The sequence below is a fragment of the Rothia sp. HMSC065G12 genome (assembly GCF_001811455.1).
GTDB classification, from domain to species: Bacteria; Actinomycetota; Actinomycetes; order Actinomycetales; family Micrococcaceae; genus Rothia; species Rothia dentocariosa.
Window position 1 is genome coordinate 175,667 of record NZ_KV804814.1, and the last position, 17,235, is coordinate 192,901.

The 17,235-nt window shown below is 56.6% G+C and carries 13 protein-coding genes and 1 pseudogene; 9 read left to right on the forward strand and 5 right to left on the reverse strand.

What is annotated here, in order from left to right:
• Window positions 1-66 precede the first annotated feature (66 nt).
• Window positions 67-1,560, reverse strand: coding sequence for a phosphatase PAP2 family protein (locus HMPREF2804_RS11305; protein ID WP_246824159.1), 1,494 nt, complete (start codon window positions 1,558-1,560; stop codon window positions 67-69).
• 141 nt (window positions 1,561-1,701) lie between these two features.
• Between HMPREF2804_RS11305 and HMPREF2804_RS05075 the strand changes: the two genes are divergently transcribed.
• Window positions 1,702-2,754 (forward strand): o-succinylbenzoate synthase, encoded by a 1,053-nt coding sequence (locus HMPREF2804_RS05075; RefSeq protein ID WP_070627557.1) that lies wholly within the window; start codon window positions 1,702-1,704, stop codon window positions 2,752-2,754.
• 103 nt (window positions 2,755-2,857) lie between these two features.
• Complete coding sequence (gene menD / locus HMPREF2804_RS05080; protein WP_210391468.1) at window positions 2,858-4,789, forward strand: 2-succinyl-5-enolpyruvyl-6-hydroxy-3-cyclohexene-1-carboxylic-acid synthase; 1,932 nt, start codon at window positions 2,858-2,860, stop codon at window positions 4,787-4,789.
• 157 nt (window positions 4,790-4,946) lie between these two features.
• Here the strand turns inward: menD and HMPREF2804_RS05085 are convergent, their stop codons facing one another.
• Window positions 4,947-5,840, reverse strand: a complete 894-nt coding sequence (locus HMPREF2804_RS05085; protein WP_013397713.1) for an MBL fold metallo-hydrolase — start codon at window positions 5,838-5,840, stop codon at window positions 4,947-4,949.
• Between the two features lie 173 nt (window positions 5,841-6,013).
• Between HMPREF2804_RS05085 and gluQRS the strand changes: the two genes are divergently transcribed.
• Together gluQRS and putP are read left to right on the forward strand one after the other, a co-directional pair.
• Window positions 6,014-7,003, forward strand: a complete 990-nt coding sequence (gene gluQRS, locus HMPREF2804_RS05090) for a tRNA glutamyl-Q(34) synthetase GluQRS (protein WP_246824161.1) — start codon at window positions 6,014-6,016, stop codon at window positions 7,001-7,003.
• A gap of 301 nt (window positions 7,004-7,304) precedes the next feature.
• On the forward strand, window positions 7,305-8,801 hold the full coding sequence (gene putP / locus HMPREF2804_RS05095; protein ID WP_070536522.1) for a sodium/proline symporter PutP: 1,497 nt from the start codon (window positions 7,305-7,307) through the stop codon (window positions 8,799-8,801).
• Window positions 8,802-8,910: 109 nt separating this feature from the next.
• Here the strand turns inward: putP and HMPREF2804_RS05100 are convergent, their stop codons facing one another.
• A complete protein-coding gene (locus HMPREF2804_RS05100) occupies window positions 8,911-10,293 on the reverse strand; it encodes a hypothetical protein (protein WP_246824162.1) in 1,383 nt (460 codons plus the stop codon).
• A 307-nt stretch (window positions 10,294-10,600) separates the two neighbouring features.
• Between HMPREF2804_RS05100 and HMPREF2804_RS05105 the strand changes: the two genes are divergently transcribed.
• The 4 genes from HMPREF2804_RS05105 (at window position 10,601) to HMPREF2804_RS05120 (ending at window position 15,660) form a co-directional block, all read left to right on the forward strand.
• Window positions 10,601-11,554, forward strand: a complete 954-nt coding sequence (locus HMPREF2804_RS05105; RefSeq protein ID WP_070450967.1) for a 1,4-dihydroxy-2-naphthoyl-CoA synthase — start codon at window positions 10,601-10,603, stop codon at window positions 11,552-11,554.
• 32 nt (window positions 11,555-11,586) lie between these two features.
• Complete coding sequence (locus HMPREF2804_RS05110; protein ID WP_246824164.1) at window positions 11,587-13,089, forward strand: AMP-binding protein; 1,503 nt, start codon at window positions 11,587-11,589, stop codon at window positions 13,087-13,089.
• A gap of 50 nt (window positions 13,090-13,139) precedes the next feature.
• A complete protein-coding gene (locus HMPREF2804_RS05115) occupies window positions 13,140-14,054 on the forward strand; it encodes a 1,4-dihydroxy-2-naphthoate polyprenyltransferase (RefSeq protein ID WP_048754350.1) in 915 nt (304 codons plus the stop codon).
• 361 nt (window positions 14,055-14,415) lie between these two features.
• Window positions 14,416-15,660, forward strand: a complete 1,245-nt coding sequence (locus HMPREF2804_RS05120; protein WP_239664693.1) for a trypsin-like serine peptidase — start codon at window positions 14,416-14,418, stop codon at window positions 15,658-15,660.
• Between the two features lie 194 nt (window positions 15,661-15,854).
• On the opposite strand, the gene HMPREF2804_RS05125 is transcribed toward HMPREF2804_RS05120, so the two are convergent.
• On the reverse strand, window positions 15,855-16,142 hold the full coding sequence (locus HMPREF2804_RS05125; protein ID WP_070627559.1) for a DUF4229 domain-containing protein: 288 nt from the start codon (window positions 16,140-16,142) through the stop codon (window positions 15,855-15,857).
• A 125-nt stretch (window positions 16,143-16,267) separates the two neighbouring features.
• Here HMPREF2804_RS05125 and HMPREF2804_RS05130 point away from each other — a divergent pair, with 125 nt between their 5' ends.
• Window positions 16,268-16,699, forward strand: a complete 432-nt coding sequence (locus HMPREF2804_RS05130; protein ID WP_070627561.1) for a PLD nuclease N-terminal domain-containing protein — start codon at window positions 16,268-16,270, stop codon at window positions 16,697-16,699.
• Window positions 16,700-16,918: 219 nt separating this feature from the next.
• Here HMPREF2804_RS05130 and HMPREF2804_RS05135 read toward each other — a convergent pair.
• A pseudogene (locus tag HMPREF2804_RS05135) lies at window positions 16,919-17,235 on the reverse strand (parapinopsin); the annotation flags it as partial.

Here is a 17,235-nt window from a genome sequence, read left to right on the forward strand (position 1 = left end):
TATGCCTGTGTTAGGGGCTAGGCAAAAAGTGAGGCATATATTTCATAACGTGATACGAATACGTCCTTAGTATTCCCACACGCGCGTATAGGGAGAAGATACCTGGTTACGCGGGCGCAGAAGCCGCACCAGTATCGCCGTGGTTCCCGTGCTGACCGCCAGAATCATGCAGGTTGAGGCAACGAACACTCCCCCGGGCATGGTGGAAAACATGGTGACCGCATACATCGCGGCCGCGCAGAACGAGAGGAACAGGCTTGCAATCGTCAGCAGAGGCACCGCGATGGCTCCCACCACGCGAGGGGTCGGTGCGTTAAATTCTGCACGGCGCAGGTACCGAAGAACGCCCAAGCCGAGAACGGTCCAGAGAGCAACTACCAAAATCGCGCTAATAACATCCGCTGGGCGGTGCCAGCCGTTAATAATGGTGGATGCGCCCGTAGCGCAGGTCGCCATCGCCGCCAGGACCGCAATCGTGGGTCGAAGCGCGCGAGGCGCTGCGATAAACAGAGCGGCGCCCGCAGAAGCGGCGAATGCCGTGTGCCCGCTTGGTGCGGAGTTCAAGAGGGCTTCCTGAATACCGAAATTAGGTTTGGTGACCACATAATTCTTGAGGACGTGGACGCTCAAACACGCGCCCGTGCCCGCAAGAATACCCACGATAGCGGGCAGGATGCGGTGCTTCCAGATCAGCCCAATAATAATGCCGATCACCGCGATTACGCCGGTAATTGTCGGCAGGTTATCGAGAGCCGCCAGGGTGGGACGCTGGTATTCCGCGAACTGGCTGGCATATTCGGTAAACGCATTTTCGTCGAGCTGCTGCCCGGTACGGCTGTAGATGAAGAACTGGAGCGTGGCGTAGAGCAGGGCACCGAACAGCACCATGACACCCAAATGCTGCGCCACAACCTTGGTACTTGGCGGATCATTAGGAATGGGCGCTTCTGCGGGAACACCTGCCCCGGGGGCCGCAGGGTTCGGGCGAGCGCCGTATCCGGCATAGTTCGCGGCGCTCATCGTCGGGTTAGCGGCGTGGGGATGCGCGGCGGCATTGTACTGCGGCGTGCCCGGGGGCGTGGTCTGCATACCGGGAGCACCCGTTGGCATGGCGACCGTGGCAGGATAATCAGCCGAAGGGGCTATATCCGGCTGCACACGGGTTTGCGGCTGGGCGGCACGCGTGTGTTGAACGTAGTGAGCACGCGGATCCTGCGATGCGCTGATGGCTTCGGTTGGAGAATCGTCAAGAGCGTCGAGGGCTACTGTGTCAGAGCTTTCACGGGGTTTAGGCGCCTCGTGCGGGTTCGGGATGGCGCGGGTTGCGTCCGTGTCTGGTGAGGAAGATGGCAGATCCTGAAGCTCCAGAAATTCGGTCGCGTCATCATCGGTTTCATAGGAAGATTGGATGCTCGATAACGGAACCGTCGCATCGACATCGGCACTGTCGTTATCGGCTAGAGTCTGAGGAGATAGAATACGCGTAGCATCATCCGTGTCATTCGAGGTACTGGTATGGCGAGGAACATGACCACGCGATGTGTGAGGACCCTGTGACATACTTTTTCCCTCCAAAATGTCTGTGATGCGGTGTCTGTAAACACGACATAGAAAACACTATCTCAGGTTAAGCTATGAAAAATACGTGTTTTCTAAATTCCAAGCTGGGAGTTTACCGAGAATACCTTAAGGAGAAACGCCATGTCATCCGTGCCGCCGCTAGGATACGGGTTCATCACTGAGGGCTTAGCTTTGCCGCCGTTAGAGCAGGTTTTACGCGCCGTTCGAGTGGTTGATATTCCCATGCGGGTGACCTTCCGCTCAGTCAATCGGCGCCAGAGTGCGCTGATACAGGGTCCCGCCGGATGGGGCGAGTTCGCGCCGTTTTTAGAGTATGACGATCATGAGGCGGCGGCGTGGTTAGCTTGTGCGTTAGAGTCTGCCTGGCTGGGGGCGCCGCCCGTTCGACGAACCACTATTCCGGTGAACGCGACCCTTCCCGCGGTGAGCGCCGAGCAGGTTCCCGAAGTGCTGAACAACTATCGTGGAACCATCCACGAGCTTAAAATCAAGGTTGCTGAGAAGGGGCAGACTCTCGACGATGATATTGCCCGCGTTGCGGCGGCGCGGTGTGCCCTCCCGAACGCGCGGTTAAAGGTGGACGCTAATGCGGGGTGGAGCGTCCCCGAAGCTCTCGAAGCCCTTGCGGCGCTGAACGAGTACGATCTACTTTATGCCGAGCAGCCCGTCGCCACGGTTGATGAGCTTGCGCAGGTGCGTGCCCTGGTGCGCGAGCACGGCCTTTCGATGCTCATCGCCGCCGACGAATCCGTGCGTAAAGCTAGTGACCCTCTCAAGGTGGCGCAGGCGCACGCCGCCGATGTGCTGATCGTCAAGGCGGCGCCTTTAGGCGGGGTTCGGCGCGCGCTAAAGATCGTTGAACAGGCAGGTTTACCCTCGGTGGTGTCTTCGGCGCTGGAGTCTTCCGTAGGTATCGCGACCGGTGTGTCTCTGGCGGCGGCTCTGCCGGATCTTCCCTATGCGTGCGGGCTGAGTACGGTCTCGCTGATGAGCACCGATGTGACCGAAAATTCGCTACTTGCTCGCGATAGCGAGCTCGAAGTGCGGCGGGTTGTGCCTACGGAGTCGGCGCTGAGGCGCGTTGAAGCAGAGAGCGAAGTGCGGGATGCCTGGATGGAGCGCATCCGACGGTGCTACCTGGTGCTTCAAGAAGCCTTGCCCACGAGTCTTTAGCCAGGTATGTTCTGAACGTTCTGGTCAGTGTTCTGGGGGGCTAACTGTCCGTTTAGGGAACCCATATTCTCCACACGCTCAAGCACCAGTCTAGAATAGACGGGTGACTGAAAACCCCGACTGTGCCGACACCGTTCAATCTCCCCCCGCTCCAGACTCCATGCTCTCCGCCGTCGCCGTGCTCGATTCCCTCATTCGCGCGGGCATGCGGCATGTGGTGGTCTCCCCAGGTTCTCGAAGCGCTCCCCTGGCGTATGCGGTTGCGGCGGCCGAAGAGGCAGGTGCGTTGGTTGCCCACGTGCGCGTTGATGAACGCGTGGCAGCGTTTACGGCGCTGGGTATCGCGAAAGCTTCGCAGCTGCCCGTGGGGTTAGTGTGTACCTCGGGAACGGCTCTGGGTGAGTATCTGCCCGCCGTGATGGAGGCTTACCATGCCGGGGTTCCGCTGGCGATCATGAGCGCGGACCGTCCCGTAAGGCTGCGTGGAACCGGTGCTAATCAGACGACGGTTCAAACCGATTTTTTCTCTCCCTTTGTGCGCGCAAGTGCTGATTTGACCTCGTACCCCGAACATAATCCTGGGCAGCAGACCGCCGATTTTATGGCATGTTTAGCGGCGCTGACCGGCAGCGATGCGCAGGATTGGTCGCGCGCAAGCGATGAGCCCGTGGGGCCGGCGCATATTAACGTGTGTTTCGATACCCCGCTCACACCTTCGGCTCGGACAGCCGAGATTCTTCCCACCTGGGCCGCATCGCTTGCCAAGCATATTGCCCCGGGGGCCGCATCGTACCCCGTTGAGCTTGAGCCTGCGCGGCTGAGCCCTGTCGAGAAGTTTTGGCTGATGCAGCATGAACAGGCGGCTCAGGCCTCGCCACTTAAACCCGAAGGCGCACCAGACTGCCCGAAAACGGTGGTGATCGCGGGAGACGGTGCCGAGCCGTTCGCTGCCGAGTTTGCCCGCGCGTTGAATCTGCCGCTGCTGGCAGAGCCTTCTTCGCAGGCGCGGCACGGCGCTACCTCGATTCCCCAGTACACGACGGTGCTCGGGGAACATGCGGCTTCCGAGCTGGGGCAGAGCATCGAGCGAACTATTTTATGCGGGCATCCTACGCTTTCGCGCGCTATTTCTGCGCTTTTAGCGCGTACCGATGTGCAGCATGCCTACTATGCGCCTCGGCGCGCCAGCTGGTACGAACCCGGCACCCGTGCCGTTCGCGAGATTGATTCGCCCGCCGAACTTGAAGCCTTTGCGCTTATGGGATCGGGCGTGCGGGCCGATGATACCTGGCTTGATGCTTGGGTCACTGCCGGTCAGCGAGCTCAGGAGGCATCGCTCACGTCGATCGAAGCCTATCGTTATGCCGAGTCTGAAACAGTGCAGCCGCAGACCTCTGCTCCATCCGAGGAATGTCACCAAGACGGTGCACATACTTCTCAGCCTGCTAGAATTCCCGCTCAGGCGCTTGCACTCCAAACCTGGAATACATGCGCACAGCAAAGTCGAGCCCTTGTCGTCGGCTCGTCGAGTATTGTGCGCGATCTAGATATTATCGCCCCCGCTCTTGGTGCCGATGCGCCCGCACGGGTTCTCGCAAACCGCGGGCTTTCCGGCATTGACGGGCTTATCGCAACGGCTGTCGGTGTTTCTTTAGCGGGCTACTACCCCACCGGCAACGCACGCACGGCTGTCGATGCTTCCGCCCATGTGGCGGGCGCGCCGATTCCGGTTACCCTCATATGCGGCGATTTGACCTTTCAATACGACATTTCTGCACTGAACCTGCCCATGACTGAGCTTCTGCCCGATCTTGACGTCGTCGTCTATGACGATGCTGGAGGCAGTATTTTTACCGCACTGGAACACGGAACTCTCGCCCAGAATCCACAATTTACCCGCGCCATCGAGCGGTTCTTCACGGTTCAGGCGGCACCGAATACGGATTTGGAACGCATGGCGGCGGGCTTCGGTGAGGAGTCGGGTATTCGGGTGCGCATTCACCGCCCGAACGATATTTTCGATACCCAAGCTTAGGCTGCGCCTTACCCCTTCTAAGATTCGCAGAATAAGACCTCCGCACAGGGACGCACCATAACCTCGAAATGGTACGTACCCTATGCAGAGGTTTTCAGAAATTCTTATGAATATGACAATATATGTCATATCCAGTCGTCATATGTCTGCGCTTATGCTAGTGCAGGCTGCCAATCGTGATAGGACCGGTGTATCCGGTGGTTTCAGAGCTGTCGGTAGGCACTTCGGTACCGTCAAGCTGTGCCATACGATCTAGCAAGAACCGGGTAGGTCCGGGTGCGTACGGCAGGTGGTACATGGCGGCGGTGGTACTCGCATCATTCGGGTCAATAGTCGAATGGCGAATAGCGTAAATAGCCTTCTTCATGGTTTCCTGAAAACGTTCCACAAAGTCACGCTCTACGGGGTCGCCACAGCCGGGCACATAGACGCGGTAACGATCAAGCTCAAGAAGCGCGCCTAGGGTCTCTACCCAACGATCGGGGAAAGAGTCTTCAAAGGATGGGTCGGTCCCCTGCTCCAGCAGACCGCCCGTAAAGAGCACGTCGTCGATGCCCACCAAGATATCGCCCTCGGTATGGCCGGGACCCAAGTAGATGAGGGTTGCCGAGCGTTCCCCCAGATCAACCGGGGTAAAGGTAATGCCTTCCCCGCTTTGGGCAACCAGATGATTTGGCACCACGATATCAGTTGCCGCTCCCTGGTGGTGTGCCATCTCAGGTTCTAGGGTCTCCACATACAGGCGCTGCCTATCTCCGTACTTCTTGATAGCGCGTGCCGCCCGTGGGTGCGACCAAAACTCTTCGGTGCCCATAGCCGCAAAAACGTCGTTCCCGAAGTAACGCTCGGGGTGTGCGTGCGTATTGACGACGACGAGGGGCATACGGGTAATACGACGAACCTCATCATAAATTTCGGTTGCCTGTCGAGGTCCTGCACCGGTATCGATCACGAGTGCTTTCTCAAGACCGAGGATGAGTCCGGTATTTAGACAGTAGTTATCGGTTGCAATACGATAAACACCGTCCGCTAGTTCAATCGTGGTTGCCATACTTCTAACGGTACTCGACTTTAGCGTCAGATACGGAATATTTTTATAAAGGTTTAATAACACACTTGCGAATGTTTATCACGAAGTTCCCCGTGAGGTTGTTATTATTTTGTTATTTTTTGCCGCGTCCTATGGCGTGAGGCACTTTTAGAGGTACCGCTAGGATTAAAACCATGAGCTTACACAGCACCACCACCCAGGATTCTTTCACAATGCACGATCCTGCTTCAGTAGGCGCAGGCAGGTACGCACCGTCCCCCTCTGGAGACCTGCATCTGGGCAATCTGCGCACCGCAATTCTCGCATGGCTTCTCGCGCGACAAGAGGGGCTACGCTTTGTGATGCGCATCGAAGACCTCGATCGCGTGCGCCCCGGTGCCGCCGAACAGCAGCTCGCCGACTTAAAATCTTTGGGGCTCGATTGGGATGCAACGCCCGGCGAAGACCCAAGGCGCCACGACCATGTTTTACGCCAGAGCACACGGCTTGCTGCCTACGATGCCGCCGTGCAGAAGCTCCAGGATGCGGGGCTGCTCTACGAATGCTATTGCACGCGCCGTGAGATTTTGGAGGCAACCTCGGCACCGCACGGCATCCCCGGCTCTTATCCAGGGACATGTCGCAATCTGAGTGATACCGAGCGTGAATCTCGCCGTGAGATACGCCCTCCCGCCCTGCGTTTACGCGCCGAAATCAGTGAATTTACGGTACAGGATATGTTTGCCGGTGAGTACACGGGCGCCGTCGATGACGTGGTGGTTCGCCGCAACGACGGCACCTACGCCTACAACCTAGCCGTCGTGGTCGATGACCATTATCAGGGTGTAACCCAGGTGGTGCGCGGAGACGATTTATTATCTTCCGCTCCGCGCCAGGCGTACTTGGCAGCACTCCTGGGGTATGAACCGCCCCACTATGCCCACGTCCCCCTAGCCCTCAACACGGAAGGTAAGCGTCTAGCGAAACGCGACGGCGCGGTAACGCTGAGACAGCTTCGGGATGCAGGGTTTGCAGAGTCCGATATTTTGGAGTGGATTCGCGCCTCCATTCCCATTCCTGATGCCCCACAGTTCCCGAAATCGGCGCAGGATTTTCTGGAATACTTCGATCCTAAAGCCATGAGTCCCAAGCCGTGGATCATTACAAATCCTTTAGATTTATAAGAAGCAAAAGCATCACCACACGCCACCCGTTCACGTTGTGGCCAAAGCAACCTCAAGAGCCGCGAATTTTCGGGGTCGTTTCGTCAAAATTTCCCACATAAAACCACGCTTTACCACGGCATACCTCGTTTGATGTGAATATATATTCAGTAGTATGCAAACACGCTGAATGCATTACGAGTTGGTAAATCCATTCCGAGAGGTTAGACTGTATCCCAAGCCACTCATAAAGTCATAGAGTTGCGCATAATTACACAGATAGTTACGTGACGGAATCCCAACCACTAGATAGGAATGAGAGATGACCGACGGTACGTTCCAAGTCATCGCACTGGCGATTTACTTTATCGCCATGATTGTGATTGGTCTGTGGGCAAACAGTAAAAATAACGACCTTGACGACTATGTGCTTGGAGGACGACAGCTCTCCCCCACCGTCGCGGCTCTCTCGGCAGGCGCCGCAGATATGTCCGGCTGGCTCCTGATGGGTTTGCCCGGCGCTGTTTATTTAGCCGGTCTTTCCAAATCATGGATTGCTATCGGTCTGACAATCGGCGCATGGGTCAACTGGAAATATATTGCACCCCGTCTGCGTACCTACACCGAAGTCGCTGGCGATGCCGTTACCGTCCCTGTGTTCCTCAGCAACCGACTGCACGATAAGTACAATATTCTGCGTATTTTTGCAGGCATCATTATCCTCGTCTTCTTCACCTTCTACGTCTCCTCCGGCATGGTTGCTGGCGGTAAATTCTTCGAGTCTTCCTTCCACCAGAACTACCTCACCGGTATGCTTCTCGTCGCCGGTATCACCATGTTCTACACCTTCTTCGGCGGGTTCATGGGTGCCTCCTACACCGATATGGTGCAGGGTCTTCTGATGCTCGCCGCGTTGATTGCTGTGCCGATCGTGGCTATTACCAATATGGGCGGACTCGACCACGTCACGGATGCCGTCGCCAACGTTCGCCCCGACGCCCTGGGACTTTTCGCGGGAACTACGTTTATCGGCATCGCTTCGGCGCTCGCCTGGGGCCTAGGCTATTTCGGACAGCCGCATATTATCGTGCGTTTCATGGCCCTGCGCACTCCCGAAGATGCGAAAGCCGGGCGTCGCATCGGCATGAGCTGGATGGTACTGACCGTGGTAGGCTCCATCAGCACGGCGTTCGTGGGCGTAGCCTACTTTGCAACCCACCCCGAAGTTTCTCTCACCGATAAGGAAAGTGCGGAGACAGTCTTCCTGGATCTCGCGCAGATTCTCTTCCACCCCTTTATCGCCGGCATGATTCTGGCTGCCGTTCTCGCGGCTATTATGTCCACGCTATCCTCGCAGCTAGTGGTCTGCTCCTCGGCTCTCGTGGAAGATCTTTACGGTGTCTTTGTGAAGAAGAAGCTCAGCTCAAACCAGTCACTCTGGCTTGGACGTGCGGGCGTAGCGATTGTGGCGGTCATCGCGACTCTCATGGCGCTCGATAAGAACAACTCGATTCTCTCGCTCGTGGAGTTCGCATGGGCAGGCTTTGGTTCGGCCTTCGGCCCAATCGTGATCCTCTCGCTGTACTGGCGCAAGCTCACCCTACCGGGCGCAGTCTCGGGCATGGTCGTGGGTGCTGTCGTCACCTTCTTCTGGCGCCAGGTCTTCAACCTCACCGAAACGATCGATGTTTACGAGATGATCCCCGGGTTCTTCCTAGCCTTCCTGGTGACCGTCGTGGTCTCGCTTGCAACCTACGAGAAGAACGAGGAAATTGAACAAGAGTTCGATAAGGCTGCAGAGCTCGCTAAGGCTGGCTAAGGTCTGAACTTCTGCTCACAGATTTGCCCCGATCCGCGCATTACGGATCGGGGCAAATTTTTAATATTTTCAACTCTAACCTCTGTCTAGGGACTAATTCACACGGCTTTTAGAGCGTGCCCGCCATCAGTTCCTGGCACCATTTCTGGATCGGATGGCTAGCCTCCAGCAAGGCTCTGCGCAAGATGCGGTACGTTTTCGCATCCGTAGCATCATCAACGTTAAAGAGTTCTTGCTCAATCTCGTAGCGTGGCTCTCGCAGCTGGTCAAGGTGCTGCAATTCGTCCAGCGTCAGCACGCGCACCACCCCATAGTTGTACCCCGTGTGCTCGTTATTCTCGGGAACATACACGCTCCGGGCGAAAGAGGGGCTGTCCTCCTCAAAAATCGTGTTCTGAAAGTTCGTGGTGTCGAGATACGCCGAATCCTCAAGATTGACGGGGCCGGCAAAATGCGAATCGGAGAAATCGACGGAATCGTTATAGATAGAATCCCCGAACGTGGCCTCCTGCAAATAGGTCGAATGCCAGAACCATGCCCGACCGTAATAGACGCTCTTGCTCAGGTTCGCCCGCCCGCCATAGGTGCACCGGTCAAGATCGGCGAAGGTCGCGTAGGTGCTCAAGAATAGGTCTGCGCCGCGCCTGTAATCGCAGTTCCCCAGGCTTGCGTGACCCACGTAGGTGCAGCAGGCAAGATCAGCGTGCCCCTCATAAATACTGTCGTTCAGGGCAGCCTCACCCCAGTACACGTTGTAACTCAGGCTGGCGTTGGCACGGTACACGGACTCGCTGAAATCGACGTTCCCGCGGTAGTTGCAGAAGCTCGCGTTAACCCCTCCGTTGTAAGTCGAAGCGCTGAAATCGGCCTCTGTGTAGTAAGCGGAATTGCTGCAATCTAAATACCAGGTGTAGGTGGAACCCGAAAAATCTGCTTCCGCATAGTAGGTACACCCGCGCAGGTTCAGACGCCCCTCCCATTGCGAGCGCCCAAAGCTAACCGGATAGAAGAACACGCTGCCCGAAAAATCGAAGGAGAGGCGGCTCCACGGTCCCGATGCCTCGTAGCGGGGCATAACCCGCAGGTGAATGGTATCGAGAACGGTTTGGCGGAACCGCGCCTCAGCACGAAATTCGGCTTGTTCGGCGCGGAATCGTGCTTTTTTCTGGGAGTCCCAGCGTTTCTTTGGTTCTCGGTCCAGCCGCATGTAGTCTTTATGCCTGGAGGCGGGCAGGAATGGGGCATAGATGCACGCGCAAAATGTATCGATAATAACCTGTGCCTCGGCAAGGCGCTGTTCTTCGGGGGTGCGCTCATCCGCAAGCCACTCATCGGCAAGACGCACCAGAGCGTTAAACCCTCCCACGCGCGTGGCAAATCCGCTCTCCCCTAAAAGCGCGGTCGCCGCAGCATACCGTTCATGCCGCATTGCATGAAGGTGGATGAGGGAATCATCGGGTGTTGCAGAAGTTCGCGACGTGTACTCTGACATATTCTTCTGTCCTTGGTGGCTGGGCGGGCATAAATAGGCTCTTCCAGCATCTTATAGCAGGAGTGGATGCGCAAGGAATATGAACGTGACATGTTTCGTCGTGTTTGCCACGATATCGCTTAAACACACGACAAAACCCTTGAATATGGTGCCCAGGCCTGCAATATTTCTTCAAGGAATCAACGGGTTTTATCGGAAAAGTGTGTGTACGCTTTACATCTGCTTCGCGGCTTATCGCTCAAGGGTAACGGAAGTATCCTCTTGGGTCCGGAGCATGGGCGGGTTCATACTGCGTAAAATAGGGGGCATGACTGTTACGTTCCCTCCCCAGGTTTCCGATATTTTCAACCCGCAGCACTGGCGCATCGTTGAAGGGTTTGAGGATTTTACCGACATCACCTACCACCGCCAGGTGCAGCGCGACGAGACGGGCGAAATCCTGCGCGACTTGCCGACCGTACGCATTGCTTTTAACCGGCCCGAGGTGCGTAACGCCTTCCGCCCGCATACTGTGGACGAACTCTACCGGGCGCTCGATCATGCCCGCATGACCTCGGATGTAGGCACTGTACTTCTAACAGGGAACGGCCCCTCCCCCAAAGATGGCGGGTGGGCGTTCTGCTCGGGCGGCGACCAGCGCATCCGCGGGCGCGACGGCTACCACTACGCCAGCGGCGACACCGCCGAATCTATTGACCCTGCACGTGCTGGGCGGTTGCATATTCTGGAGGTGCAGCGCCTGATTCGTACCATGCCCAAGGTCGTGATCGCTCTGGTCTCCGGGTGGGCTGCGGGCGGCGGGCATTCCCTGCACGTGGTCGCGGACTTGACCATTGCTTCCGAAGAGTACGGCAAGTTTAAGCAGACCGATGCGACTGTCGGCTCTTTCGACGCGGGCTACGGTTCGGCGCTTTTGGCGCGGCAGGTTGGGCAGAAGTTTGCGCGCGAAATATTCTTCCTCGCCAAAGAGTACGATGCACAGCGCATGTACGAGATGGGTGCCGTTAATGATGTGGTGCCCCACGCAGAACTGGAAAATAAGGGCCTGGAATATGCGGCTCATATTGCCCGGCAGTCTCCGCAGGCTATTCGCATGCTCAAGTACGCCTTCAATCTGCCCGATGACGGTATGCTCGGGCAGCAGGTTTTCGCAGGCGAAGCAACCCGCATGGCGTATATGACCGACGAGGCTGTGGAGGGGCGCGATGCGTTCCTGCAGAAGCGTGACCCCGACTGGTCGAACTATCCCTACTACTTCTAGGGTTTTACGCGTTGCAGAATAACCGTTCTGTTGTGCCGGAAGGCCCCCGCAATCCCCGTAAGTCCCGGGCGGATAGCGGCGAGGTAGACACCGCGATAAGCACATTCCCCGGTTCACTCACGCCGCTTCCTGCCCCGCACAAGGATGCGCTGCATCCGCACGCGGTCATCCTCAGCGCCGATGCGCCCGCCGAACCGCAGGAGATTCTGCGCGCCTTCGAGCGCTCTCTCACCGGGGACTTACTGAACAATGCTCGCGATCATCAAGACCCGCGCGGGCAAACACAAGACCCGGAGTCTATTGCGCTCGTGGTGGGCACCTCCGGGTCCACGGGTGCACCCAAACAGACGACGTTAAGCGTGCGGGCGCTGAGGGCATCCGCTCGGGCGACCGAGAGGTTTTTTGCGGATTACCCTTCGACCGGTTCAGCTAAGCCGCAGAGGGCTGCTTCTGAGGTTCCTGCGCAATGGCTTCTCGCCCTGCCCGCGCACTATGTGGCGGGAGCCCAGGTTCTCGCCCGGGCGGTGCTCGCCGGAACGACGCCGGTAGTTGCCGCATCGATCACCGACGGGGTTAGTTTTACACCCGAGGTCTTTCTGAACGCCGCCGAGCGGCTCAGCTGCGCCCGCCGGTTCGTCTCCCTCGTGCCCACACAAGTGCATAAGCTCCTAGAAGCCACCGAAGCCAACCCCACACTGGGGTCAGAGATTTACGATGCGCTTGGTCAGTTCACCGGCATCCTGCTTGGCGGTGCCCCGGCGAGCGCATCCCTGTTGGCGGCAGCACGAGAGCTTGGACTGAACGTAGTCACCACCTATGGAAGTGCAGAAACCGCTGGTGGGTGTGTCTATTCGGGGGTAGCGCTGCCCGGAGTGCGGCTGCGTGTAGTTCCCGAGGACGCGGGTTTATTAGACAATTTTGTGGCGGGTGACGCTGCGGCTGCCGGTCGGGGCGGCACTTCGGCAGAGGGCGCCCCTAACATCGGGCGCGTTTGGCTTGGCGGCGAGCACCTTGCCAGCGGGTATATGGGCGATAGCGCACGCACCGCATCCCATTTCTTCGTTGATGCCGACGGGTGCCGGTGGTACCGCACCGACGATTACGGTTCGCTCACCCCCTCTGCCCCGAATGCGCCAGAGAACGAGGGCGCCCCGATGCTGAACATTGTGGGGCGCTCCGATGATGTAATTATTACCGGAGGGGTCAAGGTTTCCGCTCGGGCAGTTGCCGCCGTTCTTGAAAGCCATCCGGCGGTGCGTGAAGCTGCGGTCATGGGCATTCCCGATGCGCGCTGGGGCTCGGCGGTGGCTGCCGCGATCACGCTGCGGGGCGCATCCGGGGCGCAGAGTGCACCCGATGCCTCTCAGGCTACATGCGATATGCTGCGTGAGTTCTGCACCGACAAGCTAGGTGCGGCGGGTGCCCCCAAATTTCTGAGGATATTCGCCGATTTTCCGACCGCAAGCACAGGCAAACCCGACCTGCGGGCTATATACAGTATGCTGTACAGAGAATACACAAATACGAGGGGCTAAAGACCCCGCCAAGAATCAGTTTTCGCACGCTCGCTACCGGAGGGATCACCGTGGCAACACCCGCAGAGTGGATTGAAGGCGCACGCCTGCGTACCCTACCGCTTGCCCTCGCCCCTATCATCGCCGGATCAGCCGCAGCGTACGAGATTGATGCTTTCAAGCCCTGGTATGCGTTTTTAGCGTTTTTGGTGGCGTTTTTTCTACAGGTTGGGGTGAATTACGCAAACGATTATTCTGACGGTATCAAAGGCACCGATGAGGGCAGGGTTGGCCCGATGCGCCTCGTCGGTTCCGGCGCGGCAAGCGCGAAATCTGTCAAATACGCCGCGTTTTTGTGCTTTGGTCTAGCTATGTGTTCCGGTTTGATTCTGGTGGCGTTGGCAAATCAGTGGTGGTTCTTGGCGATTGGCGCCTCCGCAGTCTTCGCCGCTTGGGGGTATACCGGTGGTAAGCACCCCTACGGTTATATGGGTTTGGGCGATATTTTCGTGTTTGTCTATTTCGGACTGGTCGCCACCTTAGGTACCCTCTACACGCAGTCTCATGAGCTGACGGTGACCGGGTGGGTGTCCGCGATAGCTATCGGACTTATTTCCTGCGCCCTGCTTATGGCAAATAATGTGCGTGATATCCCGACCGACCGTGAATCCGGTAAGCTCACGCTGGCAGTGCGGCTTGGGGATTGGCGAGCGCGCATCGCCTATTGTGCTGAAATGCTGATAGCACTTCTTTTAGGGGCTTTTGTGGTTCCGCATAATCCTTGGTTTTTGGTAACTTTTATTCTTCTGGGACCGACTGTTCATTCTTGCGTAACGGTTTTGTTTAAACAGGGACCGGCGCTTATACCCGTACTCAAACAAGCGGGAATTGTGGCACTAATCTATAGTATTTTAGTTGCTATTTCAGTATGGCTACATGGATTAAATCTATTGAGTAATACCGTTGAGGTTTTCACAGGGTATTAAGAATACGCACCACTTTGCCGAAAACCCCCTGAACTCTGTTTTTACCACGTATTCCCGGCATCCTACCAGCATCTCCCCCATACCAAAAAGGCTCTTTATGTGAATAAAGCAAGTTCTCTAAAACTTTATTCACATAAAGATCCTTTTTATACCCACAGGGAATGTGGGATGCTGCGGACGGATCTCATATGTTCTCACATCGTGAGTTTTGATGACATAATTCACCTTTTTCTGCATGTCATATTGACATTTGAAAAAATCTTTATTTACATTAATAATAATTTCAAGTGTTGACATATCATTCACTCAATTACATAGCGACTCTTGAATCACCACTCTACCCACCTGAAAGGACACCTTCGTGCGCCATTCACTTCAGGGTGCCGTGCAGCGTGCACCCTTTTTTCTTGCAGCATCTTTGCTTGTATCGACAAGTTTTATCCCCGCGAATGCGGTCTCTACCCCTAACGAATCCGCATCGTACACCCACACCGTCTCTGAGAGAAGCGACGATTCCGCTTCCGCAGTAGCACCTCTCAGCGACGACGTTCTTAACGCCGATCCCCAGGCATCGGTTGTGGCAGGTCAGGAAGGCGAGAACCCGGGGGCTATTCCCGAGGGAGACCCGCGAGTCATTACCTATTGGACGACCGAGCGTATGGAAAACGCTATTCCTGCAGATAACGTAGAGGATCCCCAGCAGGAGATCAACAATGCCGTCTCTCAGATGGAGACTGAAGAGCAGAATCCCGAGGTCGTTTCTCAGGAGGAAACCAACGAGTCCGGTGAGGAATACACCCCGCAGACTCTCACTCAGGAAGCTGACGAGCCTGAAACCACCGCTGAGTCTGTAGACCCCGTTCTGCCCGAACAGAAGAACGCACGCAATGGTGTGCAGCTTCAGGGTGCATCCAAGGTAACGAACTTCTCGCACACCAACGGCAAGATTTTCTACACCGATGCCAGTGACGGTAAAAACTATGTATGCTCCGGTGCGGCGATCAACACTCCCACCAAGCGTACCGTGGTAACCGCCGGTCACTGCGTGCACGGTGGTAAGAATAAGACCTGGCACCGCAACATCGTGTTTGTTCCCGGCTACAACCGGGGTGTGCGCCCACACGGCACCTTTAGCGCACAGTACCTGCGTGTTGCCAACGACTGGGTTCAGTACGGTCAGCCCACAGGCGGTACCGGCGACAGCTACAAGCACGACGTTGCTTTCATCAAGACCAACACCAACGAGAAGGGTCAGCTCCTCGTGAATATGGTAGGTGGGCACGGTTTGAACGTGGATCGCAGCCCCATCTTCGAGAGCACCGTCTTCGCATACCCCGGCAACAAAGAGTCTGGTAGGGTTATGCACGCCTGCTGGGGGAACACCCACACGATCCGCATTACCCCCTACTACTTCCCCACGCTTTCGGGATGCGAATTCGCGGGCGGATCCTCAGGTGGCCCGTGGCTTGCCGACTACAATAATGCGACCGGCCTGGGTAAGGTCCAGAGCGTAACCTCGTTCGCAACCAATAACAATACGTCCGTCTCGGGTGCGATCTTCGACCGCCCCGTCTGGGACATCTATCAGAAGGCAGCTCAAGACTAAGAGTTGCCGCGAGCAGGTAGTTTTTGGTCGAGTAGGTAGGAAAATATTACCTGCTCGGATCGAAAACGACCTGCTCGCCACCTGATACACATAAGATGCGGCATCCCGCGCCCCTGCCACCGCCGGGTGGTTTGGGGCTGGGGTGCCGCATCTTTGTTCTATGGAGGCAGATTTAGCGCTGATGGGAGAATATCTTAGAAGTCTTCGCCCGAAACCTTCTTATGCTCATCGACGAGCTGATCTTCGAGCGTGCGGTTCTCTGCTTCATCTTTGTTTTTAATGGCGGGGGCGCGTTTGAAAATTTTACGCATATCCGCGCTGGCAGCCGCGTGAAGTTTGGGGAAGAAAATATACGCCAGGGCGAAGGCGCATAGAATAGCGGCGGGACCAGCAATAAAAATACCCGCATCTATCAGCATAAAAAGGTAAAAGAGTACTACGACGAGGCCGAGCCGCAGCAGTGTGTACTTGAACAAGTTCATAACATCCAGTGTATCGGGGTTGCAATAAGCCCCCAAGCAAACGAGATGCGGCACGCCGGGAACGTCACAGATTATTTGACAGTTTTCATTGTTGGTTATGCTCAGAGTGTGTAACACTAGAGACTATGATTCGAGCCATGATGATTATTGGTGCTTTCGCCCTGGTGGTGGGGCTAACTCTATATACTCTCTTGGATGCGCTGCGCACGCATCAGGACCAGATGCGTACCTTCCCCAAATGGCTATGGATTATTGCGGTGATCTTCTTCCCCGTCGTGGGACCTCTCCTGTGGCTTCTGCTGGGTCGCCCGCGCGCCGTGCGAGCCCCTAAAACGCAGCAGGGCAGCGGGTTCACGGGTTCTCGGCGTGGAACACCGCCACCGGCAACATCTTCACCCGACGACGATGAAGAGTACCTGCGCTGGCTCAAGACGAAAGCCGACCGTCAGCGCCGATCCCGCGAAAAGGATGCGGGCACCGGTTCTGCGGACGACGGCACAAGTGAACGTTCTGACGGCGAAAATGACGAGTCCGGTGAGAAAGGTAGTTCAAAATAGGTTCTAGGACTCATTAGATATCTTGCGACTTGCGGGAGTTTTCTCCCCTGCGCGACGCTACCAAAGTCGCTCCATCAGATACAGCCACCGAACCAGCATTCACCGTAGAATTCAAAGCCAACGGCTTCCAACTAGGCGAAGGATGAACAACGCCAGGGTGCCCCAACCCCATCTGCCGATAAGACCCCAAACTATCTGAAACTATAAACTGCTAAAATCCTACCTACTGTGCAGCCTCTGTGCACGAGCCATACCACGACGCATAACATCCTCAACCTCAGACACCCACGGTGCACCCACAACATAACCAGCCCACCACGGAGCCACCAACAACACCACCGGATAACCCCACACCCACAACACACCCACCACACTCACCACCAACAACACAACATACACCCACCCCGAAACCTTCCACCCCAACACACGCTTCACCAACACCGACACCGCCACCCCGGTTATCGTCACCACCACCACAGGAAAAATCATCGGAGACGGATCATACCCCTTCCAATGCATCGCCGGAATACCCACCG